Raw genomic sequence first — 20,955 nt, forward strand, 5'->3', positions numbered from 1 at the left:
GGTCGATACCGTCCAGCAACCAGTTCAGCTCCTGGGCCGTCAGCACGATCGCATCGTCGCCAGGCTGCGGATGCGACTTGAAGCGCTCAGCCTCCAAGCGCTTGAGCCACAGGCAGAAGCCGTTGCGCTCCCAATACAAAATCTTCACGCGATTGCGCGCGCGATTGAGGAAGACGAACAGCACGGGGTCGAAGACCGCCACCTTGATATCCAGCTCGACCAGAGCGGCCAGGCCGTCAATGGATTTGCGGAAATCCACCGGCTTGGGGTAGAGGTAGACTTTTTCAACTTTAGCGTCGGGGCGCATCATGGTGGCTGGCTCCAGAAAGAAATCGGAGCACAGCATTGACTGGCCTGCGGATCATTTGAAGATGGGGTTTGTGGAGCGCTTACAAACAACCAGGACGTCATCAGAGAAGATGGCAGCGCAGGACTCCCGATCAACCCTACCGTCATAGGCTGGGCCGTGGCCGCGCTCGTGTTCGCGATCTTTACTGTCACCGTCAACAGTTCGGCCATGGTTTTGGGTGCCGGTTTCTTTGCCAAATTCATGGCAGTGCTCGTCGGCTCGGCACTGGGACTCGGCGGTGCTTTACTCGGCAATGCCATTCGCAAGTTTGCTCACCCAGACGCGGTCTTCACTCAGGGCGGCATATTGAGTCTGATCTGGATCAAGGTGTTCTGGGCTATCGGTCCGCAGGTGATCGGTTTGGTCGGCGGCGTGCTGCTTGGCTGCTCCCTGGTACTGCGGTAGTGAGACCGACCATGAGAACCGGACTAAGCATCGCCCTTGCCTCGTTCGTGCTCGCCGGCTGTTCCGACGAATACACGGACATACGCGGTCAGTTCATCTACGGCTGTGTACAGGGCGGCACGCCTAAATCCCTCTGCACCTGCACCTTCGAGAAACTGGCGGAAAAATACCCTGCGCAGTCGCTCAACGAGCTGAATACCCCAGGTACAACGCCTCCAGATAGCTTCATGCGGGACGTCATGCAGTTCGCCCTGGCATGCAAAGAGGACTAAGCCTCTACCGCCCCCTCCTTAGCACGAATCAGAACGCACCCTGGTTCGTGTGCTCCTCGATCAAGGACCCAGCCCCTTGGGGCATTACCGGAATGAATATCCGATTCACGCCATTAAAGGAATGCAAATCATGAAAACGATTATCGCACTGTTGCTGGCTGTAACCGCTTGCGCTGTACACGCTGCAGAGGAACCTGATGTCTACCCGTGCCTGGCACGTGATGGTTACAACGCACTCTATTGCAATGGAGGTATTATTGGTTACGAGCGCGTGATCTACAAAGATGCCAACGGCAACACCAGGGTCAGCAATGAAATCAAGTCGTATCAGGCTCGTTGCCGTGATGAAGTGTGCAGCAGTCTCCAAGGTGATTATGTCGGCGCTGGTGATAACGGTGAGTACACCGTGCGGCGTGACTACTACCTCAGTTGGGGCAGCGACGGTAAGGTTTACGCGTATCGAAACGGCACAGGGCCTGGCTTCGGTGGCCCGGTGTACACGCCGACTGCTGCTCCTGCAAGTGCTGGCGAAATCTGTTACGAAGAAAAACTCGCTGACTACCGTAAGGAAAACGGTGAAGACGCCATGGTGATCATGGACCAGATCCACGAATGGCAAACTCAGTGCGGTTTGCCCATCAGTTATTAAATCGCCAGACTCAATAATTTTTAAAGAAGGGCCACAGCCTCATTCAGAGGCTGTGGGGTACCCCACGCTGTACGCTAGAGCCTAACGATGCCTAAAGATTAGTTGCGTGGATCTTGCTAGACCCCGCGGTGAACCAAATCAATCGCACGTACCACGTATGTTTTCAACTCACTAGCGACAACACTAACCGTATCCGCACTAGGGTTTGCATCATGGTGAAACTGACCTGCGTACTCATTGATCTCATTCAATTCATCTACCAGGCTTTTGGCATGACACAAGGGACTAGGCGAAACGGCATCTCGAATTTGCACAACAACCTGTCCGAACATGAGTGACTTGGGCACAAGACCAGGGAATCGGCGGTGTAGATATCCTTCAAGCATGGGCCGAATTGCCTTAGCAACAGCCTTAGGATCGCCACCATTGCCTGCGGAGAACTCGTTAAGAATACGGTGATGTTGAAAATAGACTGACTCACAAGCCTTATCCACGTCGAGCATATCGAAGTCAGAATAGTCACCAGGCGCAAGCCCAAGCTGCAAAAGCGCGATTGAGGCGGCGCTATCCTCCTTCGCAATTACATCTCTCAGGTCACGGATGAAATACGGGTCATGCGCCAGTACCACTAGTTGTTCAGCCTTGGCGTAAAGCTTCTTCAGGACCGATCTAGTGTGATGCTTTCGATTCAAGTCCAAACTGCACATAGGGTCGTCTATCACAATGATTCGCTTGTCGAGCTTCGCATCCGCCAGAGCACTTGCGATGAAGAAGGCAAATGCTAGCGTCCTCTTGTCTCCTTCGCTCAATGCCGTTGCGAAGGAGGGTTTACTGCCCTCAAGCGCAACATCTTTTCCTCGTAGTTGTAGTCCATACTCGCTGCGAGGAGCACGACCTCTGAAGTTCGCATCCATACCCTTTATGCTGAAGGCTGCACCGAAGTTCTTTAGTAGCGCGTTGATCGATTTTTCATATTTTTCTAGCGTGACCTTCATCAGCGAGTCGAGGTTTTCGCGAGCGCTCTTTTTTACCTTCTCTGCAGCCTTGGAGGCCGCTTGTGCCAACGCCAATTGGTTAAAGAGAGAAACAACACTCGCATCGTGCCGACGCTTTCCAGCCAGCAGCATTTGTACTTGCTGTTGAAGCTGCGCCACACTATCCGCAGAGAGCTGGCCCTTGTATGCCGAAATGAGCTCATTTGCAGCGCGGATCTGGGTGTTTGCTTTGCCGATAGTCTCAAGCACCTCTAGCCACAAGGCCTTCGCTTGGTCAAACACATCAGCGCTGCCAACTGGCTCAGCAGGACTTGCTTGCTTTCGCTCGCACAAATCGAACAGTAACGTTTGAAGATTAACGAGGGCCCCACGAGCCGTATCAGCATCGAAGGTTAACGGCGCAGTCTGAACGTATTGACTCCATCCTGCGGCATGCCCACATGCAGCCTCAAATGCTTGAACTAAACCCTCGATAACCGAAGATGACGTATGCGTTTTGACGCCTCCCTTCAAAGAGGCGACCTTCTCCCTCAACTGCTGATAGGCAACATTAAAATGCGTTTGATATGAACGAATCAGGTCATTGCCTACGGCTTCCTGTCCGCAGTAAGGGCATGTTTGGTCTCCATCAAATTGCTGCCCCTGGCTCAACCAATCTTCCGCAGCAACATGCCCAAGCTTGGCAACGTGAGCTTTAACCAAATGCTCAGCGTCCGCATGTACATTTTCCAGCGACATCCGCAATGCAGCAAAGAGTCCATCCAAGTCAAATGTGGGCTCCCCAAGTACGTTGGGGACAGGCTTTGCCAAGACGGCAGCCACGTTGCTGGCCGCGCTGATTCGTAACTGAAGCGAACTCAACTGAGCATCTGCGTCCGGCACTTGCTTCAGTTTCTCGAACTGCTGCACAGTCAGACCGGGATGGTATCCAGAAAGTTTGGCGAGAAGATTACTAACATTATCAGCTGCCTGCTTCGCGTCATTCGTCGTTGTTTCGACAGCGCTTCGAGCGGATACGGCCGCCTCGCCAAGTGCGAACTCAAGAAGGTTCTTGCGATGATCCGTGCTCACCGATCCACCTGAGTGAACATTCCGCTCGACAAAGTCGGCATCAAAAACAAGCAGCTCGGGACGCCGCTCAGACCATCCCCCGGATTCGAACGTGACCTTGTGCCCACTACCGAACTGCAGCGCCACCTTTTGCGGCAATGTCCCATCCACAGTCGCTCTATCAACAATCAACGCTGTGTCACCAGTCGAGGCTGATCGAAAAACCGTTGCCAGGGTTGATTTTCCGCGACCATTGTCTGCATAGATAAGTGTCGCTCGCTTGCAGGAAAACCGCTTTCCGCTGGCGTTATGCAACAGCCCGATGCCTTGTATCTCATTGATCCGTTCGAGCATATTTTTTTCCCTTCTGGCAGCTCAATGCAGCGAAATCTACTTCACCAATTCCATCAATTTCCCATACCCATCCACCACCTGGTACTTAACCTGCTCTGAGGTGATGTTGGCGAAGAATTTCCGGGCGCAGGCTATCTTGGATTTCTCGATGTCGCGCAGCTCTAGGGACGACATGGAGCCTTTGGTTTCGGCGACGAAGTAGACATGCTTCACCTTGCCCTCCTGGAAGGCAATCGCCCAGTCGGGGTTGTAATTGCCGACCGGGGTAGGGATGAAGAAGCTCTTTGGTAGCTTGGCGTACACCGCAACCTCGGTGCTGGCATCCAGCTCCTGAACGAATTTCCGCTCGATGTTGGAGTCAGTGAACACGTAATCGTAAACGTGGTGCTTGGCTTCAAACGCCTTGCTGAAATCGTCACGCGGCTTCTCGGCGGTGAAGATGTCTGAGCTGTGGGTTTCGTCCACTGGATCGTAAGCGATGTGTTCAACGATGGCCGTGGCCTTCTGCTCGTTGATCAACGTACCGGCCCTGGCGATGAAGTCTTCCGGGTTGGTCTTGTACTGACTGAACACGGCAACATTCAAGCGCTTGAGAATGCTGGCAATGGTGCTGCGCGTCAGCTGAGTGGCTTCCGCTAGGTTACCGATCAGGTCGTATTTCACGGCCGAATGAACCGAGTGGGTGTAGTTCTCGGTTGAGCTGTTCGCGACCTTGAAGGCCGTGCCACTCTTCATATCGTCGAAGCTGGCGTTCTCCAGCTGGGAGCCCCGCTCGATGATGTATTGCATCGGCTTGACCCGCAGTTCCTCATCCAGGGCAGCCACACACTTATCCACCAGTTCGCCTGTTTCGAAGTGAACGGTGTACGCAGCCTTGCGGTTGATCTTGTTCCACAGCGCCTGGAACTCTTTCTTCTCAAAGTTCGCGTTCAGCGGGTTGAGCTTGGCTTTGCGGTCGTTGCCAATCTCCGGCATTTGCGCGGTGCTGAACACGCTATCGATCAGCTGGAACACCTGTTCGGCATAAGGCTGCAGCTCGGCTGGCAGCGCGGCCAATTGCTCTTCACGCTTGGCCTCATGGTAGGCCTGGGTGATCTGATCGTTATCGTCGGTGTAATCATTCTTCAGCAGGTATTTGTAGATCTGCTTGGCCAGCTGCGGCGTGACCTCTACGTCGCCGCCGGAGGTCTGCAGAACCTTACCGGTGAAGTATTTCTCGTCAGCCACACGTGGCCGGGCCGACAGCGATTCGCTGATGTCTTTCTGCAGTGCGCTGACGAAATCCTTGTAGCTTTCGCTGGCAACTACAGTCAGTTCGTTGATCTCATGTACCGTGGCCGGGTTGTCCATACGCTCGCCCAGTTGGTTAACGGACAAGCGCATGCCGCGCCCTACTTCCTGACGACGGGAGACAGTGTTGTCGCTGTGCTTCAGGGCGCAGATAACGAAGACGTTGGGGTTATCCCAGCCTTCGCGCAACGCTGAGTGAGAGAAGATAAAGCGTACCGGCTCATCGAAGGACAGCAGGCGTTCCTTATTCTTAAGGATCAGATCATAAGCATCAACGTCATCGGTCTCGGTCGCTTTCTTGCCCACCGAAGGATCAACCAGGCGCTTGCTCTTCTTATCGATAGAGAAGTAGCCATCGTGCGTTTGATGGGCCTGAATGCCCTTGAGGTAGCGGTTATATGGCGTGTCTTCCAGCGTCATCACCTCGGTGAGGTAAGCGTTGTATTCCTCCTCGAAGATCTTCGCGTACTCCCCAGATACTTCGCCGGACTCATCGTACTGGCGGTACTTGGCCACCTCGTCGATAAAGAACAGCGACAGCACCTTGATGCCACGACTGAACAGCATCATTTCCTTTTGGAAGTGCGCCTTGACTGCTTCGCGGATCTGGATGCGTCGCATGGCGGCTTCATCCACGTTACCCACTGCATCACCAGCGACCAGCTCAACACCATTGGTAAAGCTCAAGGTATCGATACGCGCATCGATGTCGGCAACTACATAGCCCTTGTACTGATCAAGCCCACCGGAAAGGTCATACAGGTTGTCGTTGCGACCGAGCTTGCGCAGCACACGCTTGATGCCGTTGCTCTGCTTAAGCTCAAACTCGACCCGCGCCATCGGCGGTTTGTTACTGGAGACCTCGATGTCCTGCAGAAACAGGTAGGAATTGGTGCCGGTCAGATTCTTGATCGTTATGCCGCGCACATTGATCTTCTTCACCAGCTTCTAGTTGTAGGCGTCCAGAGCATCGAGGCGGTGGATTTTGTTGTACTCGGTTTTGTGGGTGGCCGAGTAACGCACGATCATCAGCGGGTTGAATTCGCTGAAGGAGGCTAGCGTCTTGGCACCTTCCATCTTCTGCGGCTCATCGAGAAACAGGATCGGCCGGTTGGCCTTGATTACGTCGATAGGCCGACGCGTCTGGAAGTCATCCAACTCGTCATAGATCCGACGGTTGTCCTTGCCCGTTGCGTTGAACGCCTGGGTATTGATCACCATCACATTGATGCCAGCATCCGAGGAGAAGCTCTCCAGGTTGTGCAGCTGCTTGGAGTTGTAGATAAAGAAACGCGCCTTCTTGCCGTAGCTCTCCAGAAAGTGTTCGGCGGTAATCTGCAGCGACTTGTACACGCCCTCGCGGATGGCAATGCTCGGCACCACGACGATGAATTTGCTCCAGCCATAGCGTTTGTTCAGCTCGAACATGCTCTTGATGTAGCAATACGTCTTGCCAGTGCCGGTTTCCATCTCGATATCGAGGTTGATCGGGCAGCCGGTTTTATTGTCCCGTTCCAATGCAAGGGAAAGCGGCAGGTTCTGCCGACGCTGCACGGCCTGAATATTCTCAAGCAGCTGAGCTGGGCTAAGTGCCAGCTCGGCATTCTTGAAACCGGCCTCAGTTGGCTCAGCAGCGCTCTGCGTGCCATAGAGATCAATTTGCTGCGGTGTCACAGGTTTTACAGCGCTTGCGCCGGGGTCGATGCGATAGCTCACGCCCGAGGCTTTGGGCTGGCCGGCAAAGCAATCGGCAAAAGCATCGACTGCATGCGTTTGGTACGGCTGCTGTTTAAATTTCAGTTTCATGCACAATTCCTGACTGACCCAAGGGCTCGCAAGCAAAAAACAAGGCTAAAGCCCTTCTGAATCAGCTACTTACCGTAAATTTATTCTGCATTTATCTTGCAAAGCAGCACGATTTATTCTGCATTTATTCTGCAAGCACCCAGAGCGGTGCCTTGCGTGGGCCACTATTGGTGATACGCCCCGCCCGCCGCAGGCTGGTTAACAGATTGCCCACCTTATTCAGCTTCTGCTGCTCATCCAGCGCATCGCTCAGCTTGCTCAACAGCAAGCGATCAATGTCCTGACGGCTGGCAGAGCCAAACTGAGTCAACAGATCGATGATCAGCTGTTTGTAATGCCCATCATCAAGGCCGCGCGTGCGGATGTACTCGGCTTTACTGGCTGTCGCCTTGGCGATGCTGGCAGAGACGTACAGGTTGGGTTTTCGTCCCTCGATAAGCCCAGCTTTGCGCAGATGCTTAACCATCGCATCATCCAACGGCAGCTTTTTCTGCACGCGATCGAGCGCCAGAATGTCCTCAAGCGCCAAATCGGTTTTCTGAATCAGCAGACGGCTGTAGGCCTGATCTACAACACGACCATGGATCGTCATCTTTACCGATTTGGGCTCACTCAGATCGTAATCCGGCATAGGGAAGAAGCGCCGCGCTTGCCCCAAATGCATCTCATGGATGCCATAGCCCATGGTATCGATCATGTTCAGCTCAGCCATAGCCTGAGCCAAGAACGGATTACGGTAACGCCGAGGCGTCTTGGAGCCGGAAATGTAGTCAGCCGGCTGACCTTCGAAAAACGACCCCTCGTTCTCCAGCATTAGCCGATCAGGGTATTCGGTAACGATAATGCGACCATTACGGCTGTAGTCCTGGTGCGCGATGCAGTTATGCAGTGCCTCCAGCACGATCTTCTGGTCGTACTTGGCCAGCTCAATAGCCAGCAACTGGTCTTCCGGCAGGATACGAATCTGGATATTGCGGATTTTCTGGTACAGACCGCTGCTATTCAGCAAAAAAGGCAGGCCGAAGTGCTCATAAGCTCGCTCACTGCCCTCCAGTTTCCAGGTCATCTGGGCTGGATGCGGCGACAATAAATGAGCGGCTTCGAGCTTGCCCAGTAGCAGCAGCGTGGTGCGCGTAATCTGGCCATCGCGGGTCAGTTTGGCACGATCAAGGAAGGTCGAATCTGACCACTGCTTGACCTCGTCGGCAGTAAACCGGTTAGCGTACTTTTTAGCGAAAGACTCCCGCGCCCGAGACAGCGCACCGGCATCCAAATGATCAAGCGTAGCGCCAGCAACAGCCTGCGCTGACCAGTCGGCTGCGCCCACCTGGCGGCGAATCTCATCGAGCTTGTCCAGGCCCAGGTGCGTCAGGCTTTCGCCCGCGCGGGCGTAGTAATGGCCCTTCCAGGCAATAGGCAACCCCAATGGCGCGGCAGGGATCTCGAACAACAGTACACGCCCTTCATCCAGCAACAACTCATGAATGTTGCGCAGGGTAATGCTGGGCTCGGTAGCATCGGAGATCTGCATTTTCAGGCTTTGCAGATGATCCGACTTTATTCGGTAGTCAGTACCCACAGCCTTGCGAGTGTTGTTATCCACGCCGAACACCAACCAGGCGCGTTCCTGATTGCGCAGGTTGGCCTCGTTGGCCAAGGCAGAGAAATACTTACCTATGTTGTCCGTCGAATAATCGTTACCGGCGCGCTTGAATTCGGCCACCTCGTTTTCCCAACCCGCAATCAGGTTGTCCAACAGTGCACGCAAGGCTTGAGCGTCCATATCGGCCCCTTAAAGCGTCTTGATTTCAGTAGCCGGCGACAGCAGCTTGAATACCTGCTCGACGTTGATCTTCACACTGTCGCTGGCAAAGCCGGCGTCACGGAACACCACGCGTAGGGGTTTATGTCCGGCGAGCTGCTTGACGAAATCCTCATCGATACCGGTGTCGAAGCAGGCGGCCAGGGCGTTGCCGTCGACAAAGAAAACGGTCTTACCTGCGATGCTTTGCTGGCTGATCGGCAGGGCTAGATCCACGCCCCAGTCCAGTAGAACTTGGAACAACAGATCTTCGGCGGAGCGGTCTTCGCGGATATTGTCGACTTGGCCAGAAAGCAGATCCTGGCTAACAGAATCAGGGGTGTAGTACACCTCTTTCATATTGGAGGTATCGATTTTTAGAGTTCGGAACCCGATGTCGAGGTCAGGGGCAGCCATAGCGTTTTCTGCTTTAATTTTAGTCCCCGCGCGCCGAATTCGCTCCTTTCCTATATCAGATATTTTTGAGTAACCATTTTTATAAGCTTCACTATCTTCACGACACGTCTCTGGCAGTTGAATCATGACATACCTACGAGCGCCTTGATCTTCAGCATTCAGAGCCATAACAGCATGTGCCGTCGTAGCTGAACCAGCAAAAAAATCAACAACAATACCATCCGACTGCATTCCAATTGAAATACAGCGTTTAATCAACTCAATCGGCTTAGGGGTATCAAAAACCTTGGCTCCGAACAGACCTTTTATATCTATCGAGGCCTTCTTATTTCCTTCTATGTTTTGCCAGAGATTTGACGGCTGCTTTAGACGTCCTTCCAAGTAAAACTTTTGATACGGCTTCCATACCTGAACCCCATTCTCGGCAATCTGCTTCCACTCAATTAAGTTATTAGCTTTAAGTTCCTCATAGCTTTTCGGGCCACAGCGCCACCTGCTTTCATATCCACCAGGCCCTGTAGGGAATACTTTTTTGCCGTCAGGCGCTTCAACGCCATAATACATGGTAGGCCTATCTTCACGACGATCCTCGCCACCTGTTTTCCTTAAAGATCGAGTAAGATAGCGGCCAAATTTATCTTGTTGATCATAGATTTTTTGGTCGTCAGTGGTAAAAGGTAAACCGTATAAAATTGCCTCTTCCGACTTGGCGTAAATAAGAATGAAATCAACTTCATTCACTAAAATCCCATGCCCCTGACCGCTTGGCGTGCCGGTAGAACGGGAAACCTTACCGCGAAAGTTATTTTCGCCAAAAATCTCATCACAAACTTTTTGCAAATTTGCTTGCTCATTATCGTCAATGGAAATAAATATTAATCCATCATTTCTCAATAAGCTCCGAGCCAGTCGCAATCTTGAGTAAATCATACTCAGCCAATCAGAATGTATTCTTCCATTACTCTCTGGATTAGCAATCATCCTGTCGCCAGATTCATCTCTCTGATTAGATCGATACAGATAAGTATCAATATCCTCTGCGAAATCATCCTCATAAATAAAATCCCCCCCTGTATTATAGGGCGGATCGATATATATAAGAGAAACCTTGTTGAGATAAGCTTCCTGTAAAAGCTTTAACGCTTCAAGATTATCCCCCTCAATAAAAAGGTTTTGTGTGGTATCAAAATTCACACTCTCCCCTCTACAAGGACGCAAGGTCTTAGCAATTGGGGCGTTGGCAGTAAGCAACGCTTCGCGCTTCCCTGGCCAATTAAGCTGATAACGCTCCTGCGGCCCATCGACGATTGACGAAGACAGTTCCTGTCGCAGCAAATCGAAATCGACAGCCTTTTTCAGCTCGCCCTTGGCATCCTGCGCTTCGGTGATGCAATTGGGGAACAGTTCGGCTAGCTTGGCGATATTGGCATCGGTCAGGTTGGGAGAGTGCATTTTCAGCTTGTCCATGGGACTTCCTGTATCTCTTAAGTGCTTGGCGCAAACTGAGGGCTTAGGCACTCAATTCGGCGATTTCATTCTGGATTTCCCGCAGCTGAGCGTTGAGCGCCACCTTGCGGTTGAACTGTTTTTCTTTGTGCAGGCGCGTATCTAGCTTGGCGCGCTCACTGTGGAGGCTACGCAAACGGTTTAGTCGCTGCAGTTGCTCGGGGAGGCTCTCGCCCGGCCTAGCCGGACTGGGTAGCAAGCTGCGCAGCAATTGTTCGTAGAGCCCCTGCAGATCCAGCGCCACCGGCAGAGGCTGGCGCGGGCTGTTGGCTGGCAACCAGTTGCCCGCCAAGTAGCCATCTATCACCCACTTGCCGGCATCGGCTTCGCTGGGGCGCTTAAAAGCCGCCACCATGCGGGTGCGCTGCTCATGGTGCAACTGAAAGATGATCGGCAACGGGATGGCGCGGTCGATAGCGCGCAACACGTCCTCGTCCAGCTCGGCGGTTTTCTGCGTGATATCGAATACCTGGATTTCCGCCAAACTGCCGCGGGCGGGCAGGTTAATGGTTTCCGGTGCCAGCTTGTAGCCCCAGGTTATCTGCTCGACCTGGCCGACAAACTTATCGCGCAATGCAGAGGTAACGGGGCCGTGCTCGTAGATTTTGCTCTTCGGCACCACGCGGGCAACCCTGGCCTGTGCGGGAAAGCTGAATAGCGCTGGTGCGATGCTTGCCTGACTCATGCCACGCCCTGAACAACAATGAAGCTAATCAACTCGAAGTCATCCAGCCCGGAGATGGTGTCCACCAGGGCCGTGGTTCTACCGCCACTGAACAGGCTGTCGATGTCCCGTTCTTCCTTTACATCGATCATCGAGCGAATGGCCTGATCGAGCAGGTCGGAGTAGACGCGCATATCACGCCCGTCCCCGGTGGCCTGATTGAACAGTTGATAGGCCTCTGGAATCGGTTGGCTATGGCCCTTACAGGCACTGCGAGCCAGATCCAGCAAGCGCTTGGCCTCTGTCTGGTCGCTGATGATCTGCCCCTCCAGGCTGATGTAGATCAGATAGAAGGGATGCAGGCGATTCTGCTGATTGAGACTGGAGCCCCTGTTGCGATTACGCAGGGTGAAAATCACCCCAGGCAGCAGCCCAAGCTCTTGCCGCGCCGGCACGACGGCATGCATGCCGTTGGGGACATGCTCAAGGTCGCCATTGGTTTTGATGTAGTTGAGCAAATCCATGCGGAAGTCGTTGAGCCCAAGATCGGTGATGGAGACGCCGGTCTTGATGTCTTCCATTTCGATCACGTCGTCTTGCAGCCGTCGTAGCTGCTCCTTGCGGTAGGCCACGTCATTGGCCTGAGCGTTGAGAACATTGTCATCGCCGGTGGCAGTGACGTCGGCGATCATCATGCGGTTCTCAACCCGTTCCTTGAGGTTGATGTACTCATCCAGACTGATGTCCGGCCAGTAGTTGACCAGCTGAATGCTGGCGTTCTGCGAGCCGATCCGATCCACGCGGCCAAAGCGCTGGATGATCCGCACCGGGTTCCAGTGAATGTCGTAGTTGATTAGGTAATCGCAATCCTGCAGGTTCTGGCCTTCGGAGATGCAGTCGGTGCCGATCAGGATATCGATCTCTCGCGGCTCATCCGGGTAGATAGCGGCCTTCTCCTTGGAACGCGGCGAGAACAGCGTGAGCAGCCCCTGAAAGTCATAGGTCTGCCGGCTGCCCTGCATATTGCCCAGCGTGGATTTTGGGGCATCACTCCCCGTGACCTTGCCCGAGTGGACCTTATGGCTGCGTAGTAGGTACTCGGCCAGGTTGTCGTAGAGGTAATTGGCGGTATCGGAGAAGGCTGTGAAGATCAGCACCTTGCGATTGCCGGGGTTAATCGGCGAGGTCAGCTTGCTGGTGATCTGGGTCTTAAGATGCTGCAGTTTGGCGTCATCGGCTGGCGTGACCTTGGCCATTTCGGCCAGCAGCTCATCGATGAAAACCAGGTCGCCCTGAAGATCCTGCTCCCAGGAGGGCACGTCCATATCTTCCAAGCTGATCTGGATTTTCTTGCCGATGCTGATGTCGCCTGGCATGGGCAGGTCGTCATCATCGAAGTCCGCATCCTCGAACGCGGCGGTGACATCGGCAAAGCCGCTGGCCACGCCGGTTTTCTTGAAGTTGGCGATTTTGTCCAATGCGCCGCGGTGAGTCACCTGCAGGCTTTTCAGGGTCAGGCGGAAGGACTCAACTGAGCTTTCTAGGCGTTTGAGCAGGTTGGTGGTCATCAGCGCTTGCAGGCTTTTCTCGCGGTCGACCTGCTTGAGCTTGCCTCTGCCGCCCTCTACTTCGGTGTCGTACATCTCTTCGTACTTCTTCATCCGGCTGGGCAGGATGTAGCTGACCGGGGCATAGACAGCGAGCTTGAGCAACGAGAGCTGATTGAAGATCTCGTTAAAGCCGATGACATCCTCACGATGGGTCAGCGGGCAGTGGAAAGACAGCGGCTTACGGCGCTCGGGGAAACTGCCGATGTCGGCGGTGTTATAGAAGGTCTCGATATGCCGGCGCGAGCGGGCAATGGTCACGCTGTCGAGAAGCTCGAAGAAATCGAAGTCCAGGGTATTGAGGATTGCAGCAGCAGTACGTTTCTCTGGTGGCAGATTCGACCAGGCATTGAACGCCGCCTGAGCGCGGCGAAATATGCCGTCGATGTCTTTTTCAGTACGCAGCTTGTCATTGAGGTTGTCACTGTCGCCCTCGTAGGCCAGGGCCAGCTGGTTACGCAAATCACTGAAGCGGTTGTTGACCGGGGTAGCCGAGAGCATCAGCACCTTGGTCTTCACGCCCTGCCGGATCACCTGGTTCATCAGCCGCTGGTAGCGGGTCTCTTTGTCTTTGTAGACGTCGTTGTTGCGGAAGTTGTGCGACTCGTCGATCACCACCAGGTCGTAGTTACCCCAGTTGACCCGATCCAACGGGATGCCCAGCGACTCGCCACGGGTGCGGGTCAGGTCGGTGTGGCAAAGCACGTCGTAATTGAAGCGATCCTTGGCGAAAATGTTGGTCTTGAGGTTGCGGTTGTAGTTCAGCCAGTTGTCGGCGAGCTTCTTCGGGCAGAGCACCAAGACGGACTTGTTACGCAGCTCGTAGTACTTGATCACGGCAAGGGCGGTGAAGGTTTTGCCCAGACCCACGCTGTCAGCCAGGATGCAGCCGCTGTAAGTCTCCAGCTTGTTGATAAGGCCGGTGGCCGCGTCGCGCTGGAAGTTGAACAGCTTCTGCCAGATCAGGCTGTCCTGGTAACCCGTGCGGTCGTTGGGCAGTACGTCCTCATTCACGTCTTCCAGGAACTCGCGGAAGATGTTGTAAAGCATCAGGAAGTAGATCCGCTCCGGGGCGTTCTCCTGGTAGACCGAGGCGATATGGTCACAGAGCCTGGCGGTGACATCCTCAAGCTTCTCCGGGTCGCTCCATATCTGTTCGAACAGATTAAGGAACATGCCGGTATGGGCCGGCTCATCGAAACGGGTAACGATGTTCGAGAGCGCATTGCCCTTCTGGTAGCCCAGGTCGACAGCTGTGAACCCCTGAACGGGCATAAAGACGGCGTCACCCGCCGCCGCGCGCGAACCGATAAAGGGCTGCATCGGAGCCTGACCACGATTGGAGCGGAAGGTGGCTTTACGGCGTATCCAGTCAGCGCACTCCCTGGCGATGGCCTTTTGAGTGAGCTGATTCTTCAGCTGGATTTCAAACTCGCTGCCGGTCAGGCTGCGCTCGCGCTCAGCCTTGGGGATGTGGAACTCGCGCTGCTCCTTCTTGATCTTGTCGCTGACCTCGTTGGGCACGAAGGTCGGCGAGGTGAAGATGAACTCCAGGGAGTCGATGCTCTCCAGTTCCTTCTTCAACGCCACGTAGGCGTAGATCGAAAAGCACGAGGCAGCAATCTTCAGCTTCGAGCCCGGCTTGAGCGTACCTTTGAGGTTTTCACCAAGCAGGGTGTTGATGTTGTCGATCAGTTCCATATGACAGCTTCCCTATATGCGAGCTGACTGGATTATTACGGAGCTTGCGCTGAATATCACGGGTTACTCGCCCATGGCGCAAGATATGGCGATGGATCAAAGCCAGCCACGTCGCCCCGAGCCTAAGCAGTCGTTGATTTTTGCACCTACACGATCAAACTCATGGAGTCTGCAGCTGATACTACGTGCAAGGCGTTGAACGAACTGTACGGGTACACCGGATGCCAGCCTCAGCCCTGTCTCTGGTAGCTTGCTTGCGTCACAGAGCTTGCCTGAAGGACATCAGATACCTTCGTGCCTGGATAAGCCCAGAACCTGTGCAGGGAAGCGACCAAGGAAGGGCACATGGTCACAGAAATTGACGTCGCTGCGATTGCCTTTCCGGATGGCCGTGAAAACGGTATTCGAGGCGGCCTGGAAAGCAGAGGCAACAAAAAATGGCGATTTGGCGCAAGCTTGGCCTGAAAATATGATGAAAAATCCGGCAAAGTATCACTTAACGCTTGATGAGCAGAGCCGCGCAAGGAATCACGCATCATGAGTAAGAAAAATCCGATTAGCCGGCTCACGATAACGGGGTTCAAATCAATCAAGAGATTGGATGAACTGAGACTCGGCAGCCTGAATGTGCTTCTGGGTGCCAATGGCGTGGGGAAAAGCAGTTTTGTTTCCTACTTTCGCATGCTCAGCGAAATGATGGAGCTACGTCTTAAGAAATGGACGACTCAACAAGGCTCAGCGGATCGGATTGTCAGTTTTGGCGTGAAAGAAACCAATAAGATCGAGTCCTTCGTAAAGTTTGGTTTGAACGGCTACAAATTCGAACTGGAACCGACAGTAGAAGGCGACTTCGTATTTGCCAATGAGCAGCTTTATTTCAACGGCCCCTACTATGGAGAAAAGTGGATGCCGCTAGGCTCGGGGCATCAAGAAGCAAAGATCAAGGAAACGTTCAATTCCAAAAAATTCTACGCCGCGTACAAAAATGATGTGGTTGCTTACTGCTACGAATCAATCTCTAGCTGGAAAGTTTTTCATTTCCATGACACCAGCGACATGGCAGGCGTCAAGCGTTTTGGCGCAGCACATATCAACGATTATTTACGCCCAGACGCCTCAAACTTAGCAGCGTACCTGTACCGCCTTTTGACGGAAACACCAGATGTATACGAGCAAATCCGCAAAACCATCCAGCTGACTATTCCATTTTTCGATGACTTTGTACTCAAGCCCCGTCGCTTAGACTCAGAGGAAGAGCTGATTAATTTGCAGTGGCGGCAAAAGGATAGCGATTATGTTTTTTGGCCTTCTCAGTTATCCGATGGTTCGATTCGCTTTATATGCCTGGTTACAGCCTTGCTGCAGCCAGATCCACCCTCAACCATTATCATTGATGAACCGGAGCTAGGGCTGCATCCGTACGCCATAACTTTGCTCGGTTCGTTGCTACGTTCAGCCTCAACACGAATGCAGGTTATTGTTTCGACCCAGTCGGTACCATTGGTCAATGAGTTCTCCATTGATGACCTGATTATTGTTGAGCGCGAAAAGGGAGCCACGGTGTTCAAGCGTCTTGACGAGGATGAGTTCCAGACCTGGCTGAACGACTACTCGGTTGGCGAGTTATGGGAAAAGAACATTCTCGGCGGGAGACCGCGTAAATGATAAGGGTTCATGTAATTTGCGAAGGCCAAACTGAGGAGATGTTTATCAATGAAGTGCTTGCAGATACTATTTATCACAGAGGTATCTATCTAGTTCCAGCGTTGATTGGCAAGCCTGGCCACAAGGGTGGGAATTTCCGTTTCCAGCGCCTCTTAACTGATGTTGAGAATAGACTATTAGGTGATCGCCAAGCTTACTGTACAACTTTTTTCGACTTCTATGGACTTCCCGAGGAGTTTCCCGGTAAGACAGAAGCTAGCGCCAAAGGCACAATGGATGAAAAGGCTGATTGCCTATTGGCCAAGATGGAGAACAGATTACGGGAAAAATTAGGGGATGACGCTATGCGCCGTTTCATCCCTTATATCCAGATGTATGAATTTGAAGGTTTACTGTTTAGTAACCCTGAGCGCTTGGCCTCAGGTATCAGCCAGCCTGCACTTGTAGATAAATTTCAACAAATTCGTGAGGCATTCACAACGCCGGAATCAATCAACAACAGCCCAGATACTGCTCCGAGCAAACGCATCCTGAAGCTTTACAACGGTTACGAAAAGCCGTTACATGGCTCACTCGCCTCTATTGAAATTGGCCTAGCAAAAATTCGCGCAGAATGCCCGCGATTCAATGCTTGGCTTAAAACCATAGAAGCATTACATGAGCCCTTGGGATGATGCATTCAAAAACAGTTATATTTCTCTCCCCAATCGCTGATAGCGCCGCTCAAAGGCATCCTTCCCTCCCTCCATTACCTTACAAACCTCTTCTCGCATGTCTTTGTTTTGCAAGGAACCGGATTTACTAACAAAACATTGATGTTTGAAATCGAGCGCGTGAATCATCTCAGCGTCACCATTCACAACGATATTCGGGTTATGGGTCACGATGATGAGTTGCCGCCGTTGTTTGTTGGCACGAATTTGCTGCACCACCAAGTCATAGATCAGATGGTTATCCAGATCGTCCTCGGGCTGATCAAGCACTAAGGGTTCATCCCCGTGGGCCAGCAAGAAGGCCAACATAGCCGCGGCCCGCTGACCGGCAGAAGCCTGGCCAATCGACTGAAAATCCCTACCATCACCCTTGCGGCTATATTCCACCTGCAGACCATCCTCGGGAAACCAGCACAGGACGTGATTTATGAGTTCGGGCCGCTTTTCGGTCTCGGCTACCAAATACTTGTTGAACCGGCCTCCCAAATCACCTGAACCACGACATGCAGCCGTCAAGCGTTTCTGCAACTGCTTAATGCTTTCCTCAAACTGCGGCGTGCCGGGCTCGCCTGGCTGATCACTAAGATCAGCGGCCAACAGCAAGTCGGCTATCAGCCCTTTTGCTGGTATATCGTCCTGCGCCTCAATGTAGATATCGTCCTTGAACTTGTCTGACGTACCCAGTAAATCACGCAGCGAACGCTCGATCCCTTGAGCGTCGCGACCATAGGGAATCAATCTCATACGAACAAAATGGTTTTCCGCCAATGTTTGCTCAAGGAACTGCGTGCGCGTCGTACTGATAGCGCGGCGCGCTTGCAAAACGTAATCCAGCTGAGTCCTGGCTTGAGTTTTCAATTCCTCAAACTGCTTTTGTAGCGCATCCAAGCGTGCGACCTCTGTATCCAGTCGCTGGCGCTCTTGTACCAAGCGCCCATATTCGCTTGGGTCGCTTACCCCCTGGGCCAGCAAATCGGCTTTCAATGTTTCATAAGCGACCTTGGAGTGTTCGATCTGCGCTTGCCAAACGCCTTGCGACAACTGCTCCCTGAGTGCAGTGCCCTTGTCGACCAATTGCTGCGCCACGGCCTCTATCTGGGCTTTGGCTTCGGTAATAGACTGGGCAAGTTGCCGTAGCACGTCTATCGGTTCAGCATCGATAGACGGCTCGAACAGCGAGTCAGGCGTGTCTTCCGCCAGCAAGTCCCCCGCCAATCCGCGCAGTCGGGATGATATCGCAGCCACGGAATCAAACTGCCGATCCATTTCTCGAGCTTGGCGGCTGGTACGCTGATAGGCCTTAAGCACCTCGGCATGGTGAGCCGCCTCAAATCGAGCCAACTTACGTTGCACATCCTGCAGGTTTAGATTCAGCGCATCGCGCCCTTTGAGTTTGCCATCCAGCTCGCGCAATTTGGCACAAGTAGCAAAGAAGCTGCGTTTGGCCTCTTCAAATGTATCTTGCGCAGTATCCGTCCCAGCAGCTTCATCGATCACCTGCAACAGTGACTGTTGGCTTTCTCCTGCCAGCGCAGCGATCTGTCCTTGACTGAACAGCCGCACAGGGAAGCGCTGCTCGGTAATGGCTTGGCTTGCGGATGCTTTCCATTGGGCGCTAGCCTCATCCCACTCCTCGACTACCTGCCCTTGCCCATCCTGTTGCCATAGCAAGCGATGGCGGACGTCATCCCGGCTGACGGTGAGCACAAAGTGAGTGGTAGCGAGCAGTCCACCCCAGTCGTTGCGGTTTCTGGCAATCTTGTTAAAGCGCGCAAAGGTTTCGCTAGCCTCACCATCCGTCCCCAGTTCACGCTCCCGGCGATAGGCCAGCCGCAAAGCATGCACTACGGTGGACTTACCGGTGCCACGACCGCCAACCAAGGCATTGAAATAGGGATTGAACTCCAACCGTGCGGGCCTATTGCCGCGCCCCATAAAACGAGCATCGGAGATCTCGATGGCTTCGATGAAATGCTCAGGTTTGTCGAACGGCGAAAATGATTCGGCATCGTCACTACGCCGAACCGATATGCCTTGCCCGTCCAATAAGGACAATCGCAGGCCTTCCAAAGAGGGCTTGGCCATCTTGATCCAGGTGTAGCGTGATCCCGGTACGGCCGGGCCTTGGAAGGTATGGCAGTCAGAGCCGATGACCTCAGCCCAGCTCAATTTTGCTTGCGTGTAGGCCGAGGGCTTGGGTGTCTCCCGCGCTAGTACCTCCATGGCCAACACGCCAGAATTGCTCAGAACCTGTCCCAGTGTGTGATGGTCGATAACCGATTGCAGAGCGCCATCCACTTTCAGCTGAAGCAATCCCTTAATTGCATCGGCATGAGCGGGAATAGGCAGTGCGCCTGCATCCAGCACGGCCTGCACTACATCAGCTGCGCTCCGGCGCGTTACTCCATCGCTATTGCCTTTGGTGCCGGTGTAGTCAACTCTGCCCAGTAGCGAATCGATGTCACTGGTCGTTGCACTGGTGTCAAAAATTGCCAGCAGATGGAATCCGCCATTAGCGGAAATCTCCACGCCAGGAAACAGATGAAGTTCACGGAAGCCCTCTGGTGGATCGACCTGCATGGCTGCGTAAGCGGTCTTTAACTTATCAACCCAAGCGCCGCTATTGTGGTCAGTAACCGCCACACAATCGATTCCAGCTGCCATGTACCTCAACAGCCACTTCTCTGGCTTCAGCTCATCGGGCGTACCTATTACTCGCTGCCAAGCATCCGTATCCTTGGAGGCAGGAGTGTGTGTGTGAAAGTCAAACTTCCACCAGCGAGCGCCAGGGTAGGCCCATTGAGTCGTCATTGAAGCTCCGTAATCAGCACACACCAGCCCAGTATCCTGAGCCTTGTATCATCATTCGATGTTACGTGACTTAACGGCTGCTTGCTAAGAACGTCCGGCTTGCTACCGTAGCGCGAACGAAAAAACGGTAGCACTCCCCCAGAGAAGCAGTACGCGAAACCAGTCTGGGGGGACAAGTGGGGGGACAACCAAAATAAATAAATAAATATCTAACAAAATCAGATGCTTATAATTTATAAAAAGCCGCCCACAAGCCGGCTTTTTTATTGCCCGAAGAAATCCAGCAAGATCCACGAGCCCTAGAAATACAGGGCATTAGGCTTACCACCCATCCCAAGGCGTCCATGAGCAATCCCCAGAATCCGCCGCCAAGGTGTGGGTCGAAGTGTGGGTTCAGAGGTGTGGGTGCTCCTCAGGATGGCGGTCGAACCGTCCCAGAGCTTTGAGCCTAACGGCGAACGGCAGCTGAACGAGCGCGGGGCCGGATCGACAGCCTGCCGTGTTCATCAGCGCTTGTATTAGCCGGGTTTGCCAAGCCTAAGCATAAAAAGCTGCTTGGCCGCGTACCCCGGTAAAACCGCAAAACCGGCAATAACGCCAGCAAGAACTGTGTGACCCTCTGGATCCTGCGCTGAGCCCCATCCGAGACGCAATTTTTACGATACAGACGGACTAGCGCCTGAGCTTGCTCGCCGGCTCACCACCGATGCCGAAGTGATTCTTCGGCATTTCGGTAATGATCACGCGCACCCGCTCGAGAGGTGCATCCAGCGAGTTCGCCATTGCTTCGCTGACCTGGCGGATCAAGGTTTCCTTCTGCTCGTCGGTACGACCTTCGATGATGTAAAGCTGAGCAATCGGCATTGCAGTACTCCTAATCGACAATGGCCGGCGCGCACG

The 20,955-nt window shown here is 53.5% G+C and carries 14 protein-coding genes and 1 pseudogene; 6 read left to right on the forward strand and 9 right to left on the reverse strand.

Annotated elements, in window-relative coordinates; genetic code table 11:
- Positions 1-310 (reverse strand): IS66 family insertion sequence element accessory protein TnpB (tnpB, locus tag DBO86_RS12630; RefSeq protein ID WP_146173172.1); only part of this gene is annotated, 310 nt, incomplete at its 3' end.
- Between the two features lie 156 nt (positions 311-466).
- Between tnpB and DBO86_RS12635 the strand changes: the two genes are divergently transcribed.
- The 3 genes from DBO86_RS12635 to DBO86_RS12645 all read left to right on the forward strand — a co-directional run bounded on the left by DBO86_RS12635 (position 467) and on the right by DBO86_RS12645 (position 1,675).
- Positions 467-754 (forward strand): hypothetical protein, encoded by a 288-nt coding sequence (locus DBO86_RS12635; protein WP_208630435.1) that lies wholly within the window; start codon positions 467-469, stop codon positions 752-754.
- Positions 755-765: 11 nt separating this feature from the next.
- Positions 766-1,026: a hypothetical protein gene (locus DBO86_RS12640; RefSeq protein ID WP_108233827.1), complete on the forward strand. Its 261-nt coding sequence runs from the start codon at positions 766-768 to the stop codon at positions 1,024-1,026.
- Positions 1,027-1,156: 130 nt separating this feature from the next.
- Positions 1,157-1,675, forward strand: a complete 519-nt coding sequence (locus DBO86_RS12645; RefSeq protein WP_108233828.1) for a hypothetical protein — start codon at positions 1,157-1,159, stop codon at positions 1,673-1,675.
- A 116-nt stretch (positions 1,676-1,791) separates the two neighbouring features.
- Here the strand turns inward: DBO86_RS12645 and DBO86_RS12650 are convergent, their stop codons facing one another.
- The 6 genes and pseudogenes from DBO86_RS12650 to DBO86_RS12675 form a co-directional block, all read right to left on the reverse strand.
- A complete protein-coding gene (locus DBO86_RS12650) occupies positions 1,792-4,074 on the reverse strand; it encodes an AAA family ATPase (protein WP_108233829.1) in 2,283 nt (760 codons plus the stop codon).
- Positions 4,075-4,110: 36 nt separating this feature from the next.
- A pseudogene (locus DBO86_RS12655) lies at positions 4,111-7,170 on the reverse strand (type III restriction-modification system endonuclease).
- A 124-nt stretch (positions 7,171-7,294) separates the two neighbouring features.
- Entirely contained in the window at positions 7,295-8,953 is a 1,659-nt protein-coding gene (locus tag DBO86_RS12660; protein WP_108233830.1) for an RNA-binding domain-containing protein, read from the reverse strand.
- A 9-nt stretch (positions 8,954-8,962) separates the two neighbouring features.
- Positions 8,963-10,855 (reverse strand): site-specific DNA-methyltransferase, encoded by a 1,893-nt coding sequence (locus DBO86_RS12665; protein ID WP_108233831.1) that lies wholly within the window; start codon positions 10,853-10,855, stop codon positions 8,963-8,965.
- A 43-nt stretch (positions 10,856-10,898) separates the two neighbouring features.
- Positions 10,899-11,579: a DUF4391 domain-containing protein gene (locus tag DBO86_RS12670; RefSeq protein ID WP_108233832.1), complete on the reverse strand. Its 681-nt coding sequence runs from the start codon at positions 11,577-11,579 to the stop codon at positions 10,899-10,901.
- A complete protein-coding gene (locus DBO86_RS12675; RefSeq protein WP_108233833.1) occupies positions 11,576-14,866 on the reverse strand; it encodes a helicase-related protein in 3,291 nt (1,096 codons plus the stop codon). The genes DBO86_RS12670 and DBO86_RS12675 overlap by 4 nt, the downstream gene beginning before the upstream one ends.
- Positions 14,867-15,257: 391 nt before the next feature.
- Between DBO86_RS12675 and DBO86_RS26025 the strand changes: the two genes are divergently transcribed.
- Genes DBO86_RS26025 through DBO86_RS12685 form a run of 3 tightly spaced genes read left to right on the forward strand, consistent with a single transcriptional unit; the run spans position 15,258 to position 17,205 of the window.
- Positions 15,258-15,407 (forward strand): hypothetical protein, encoded by a 150-nt coding sequence (locus DBO86_RS26025; protein ID WP_167399126.1) that lies wholly within the window; start codon positions 15,258-15,260, stop codon positions 15,405-15,407.
- A complete protein-coding gene (locus tag DBO86_RS12680) occupies positions 15,404-16,531 on the forward strand; it encodes an AAA family ATPase (RefSeq protein ID WP_108233834.1) in 1,128 nt (375 codons plus the stop codon). Before DBO86_RS26025 ends, DBO86_RS12680 begins: the two co-directional genes overlap by 4 nt.
- On the forward strand, positions 16,528-17,205 hold the full coding sequence (locus tag DBO86_RS12685; RefSeq protein WP_108233835.1) for a DUF4276 family protein: 678 nt from the start codon (positions 16,528-16,530) through the stop codon (positions 17,203-17,205). Before DBO86_RS12680 ends, DBO86_RS12685 begins: the two co-directional genes overlap by 4 nt.
- A 15-nt stretch (positions 17,206-17,220) precedes the next feature.
- On the opposite strand, the gene DBO86_RS12690 is transcribed toward DBO86_RS12685, so the two are convergent.
- A complete protein-coding gene (locus DBO86_RS12690; RefSeq protein ID WP_108233836.1) occupies positions 17,221-20,055 on the reverse strand; it encodes a TrlF family AAA-like ATPase in 2,835 nt (944 codons plus the stop codon).
- Positions 20,056-20,727: 672 nt separating this feature from the next.
- Complete coding sequence (locus DBO86_RS12695) at positions 20,728-20,919, reverse strand: 2-hydroxymuconate tautomerase (RefSeq protein WP_108233837.1); 192 nt, start codon at positions 20,917-20,919, stop codon at positions 20,728-20,730.
- Positions 20,920-20,955: the final 36 nt, after the last annotated feature.

It is taken from the genome of Ectopseudomonas oleovorans (genome assembly GCF_003052605.1).
Lineage (GTDB): Bacteria > Pseudomonadota > Gammaproteobacteria > Pseudomonadales > Pseudomonadaceae > Aquipseudomonas > Aquipseudomonas oleovorans_A.

Excerpts from the sequence above, each read along its gene's own strand:
- DBO86_RS12640 (WP_108233827.1), top strand. The coding sequence starts at position 766 with ATGAGAACCGGACTAAGCATCGCCCTTGCCTCGTTCGTGCTCGCCGGC.
- DBO86_RS12645 (WP_108233828.1), top strand. The coding sequence starts at position 1,157 with ATGAAAACGATTATCGCACTGTTGCTGGCTGTAACCGCTTGCGCTGTA.
- DBO86_RS12650 (WP_108233829.1), bottom strand. The coding sequence starts at position 4,074 with ATGCTCGAACGGATCAATGAGATACAAGGCATCGGGCTGTTGCATAAC.
- DBO86_RS12660 (WP_108233830.1), bottom strand. The coding sequence starts at position 8,953 with ATGGACGCTCAAGCCTTGCGTGCACTGTTGGACAACCTGATTGCGGGT.
- DBO86_RS12665 (WP_108233831.1), bottom strand. The coding sequence starts at position 10,855 with ATGGACAAGCTGAAAATGCACTCTCCCAACCTGACCGATGCCAATATC.
- DBO86_RS12670 (WP_108233832.1), bottom strand. The coding sequence starts at position 11,579 with ATGAGTCAGGCAAGCATCGCACCAGCGCTATTCAGCTTTCCCGCACAG.
- DBO86_RS12675 (WP_108233833.1), bottom strand. The coding sequence starts at position 14,866 with ATGGAACTGATCGACAACATCAACACCCTGCTTGGTGAAAACCTCAAA.
- DBO86_RS12680 (WP_108233834.1), top strand. The coding sequence starts at position 15,404 with ATGAGTAAGAAAAATCCGATTAGCCGGCTCACGATAACGGGGTTCAAA.
- DBO86_RS12685 (WP_108233835.1), top strand. The coding sequence starts at position 16,528 with ATGATAAGGGTTCATGTAATTTGCGAAGGCCAAACTGAGGAGATGTTT.
- DBO86_RS12690 (WP_108233836.1), bottom strand. The coding sequence starts at position 20,055 with ATGACGACTCAATGGGCCTACCCTGGCGCTCGCTGGTGGAAGTTTGAC.
- DBO86_RS12695 (WP_108233837.1), bottom strand. The coding sequence starts at position 20,919 with ATGCCGATTGCTCAGCTTTACATCATCGAAGGTCGTACCGACGAGCAG.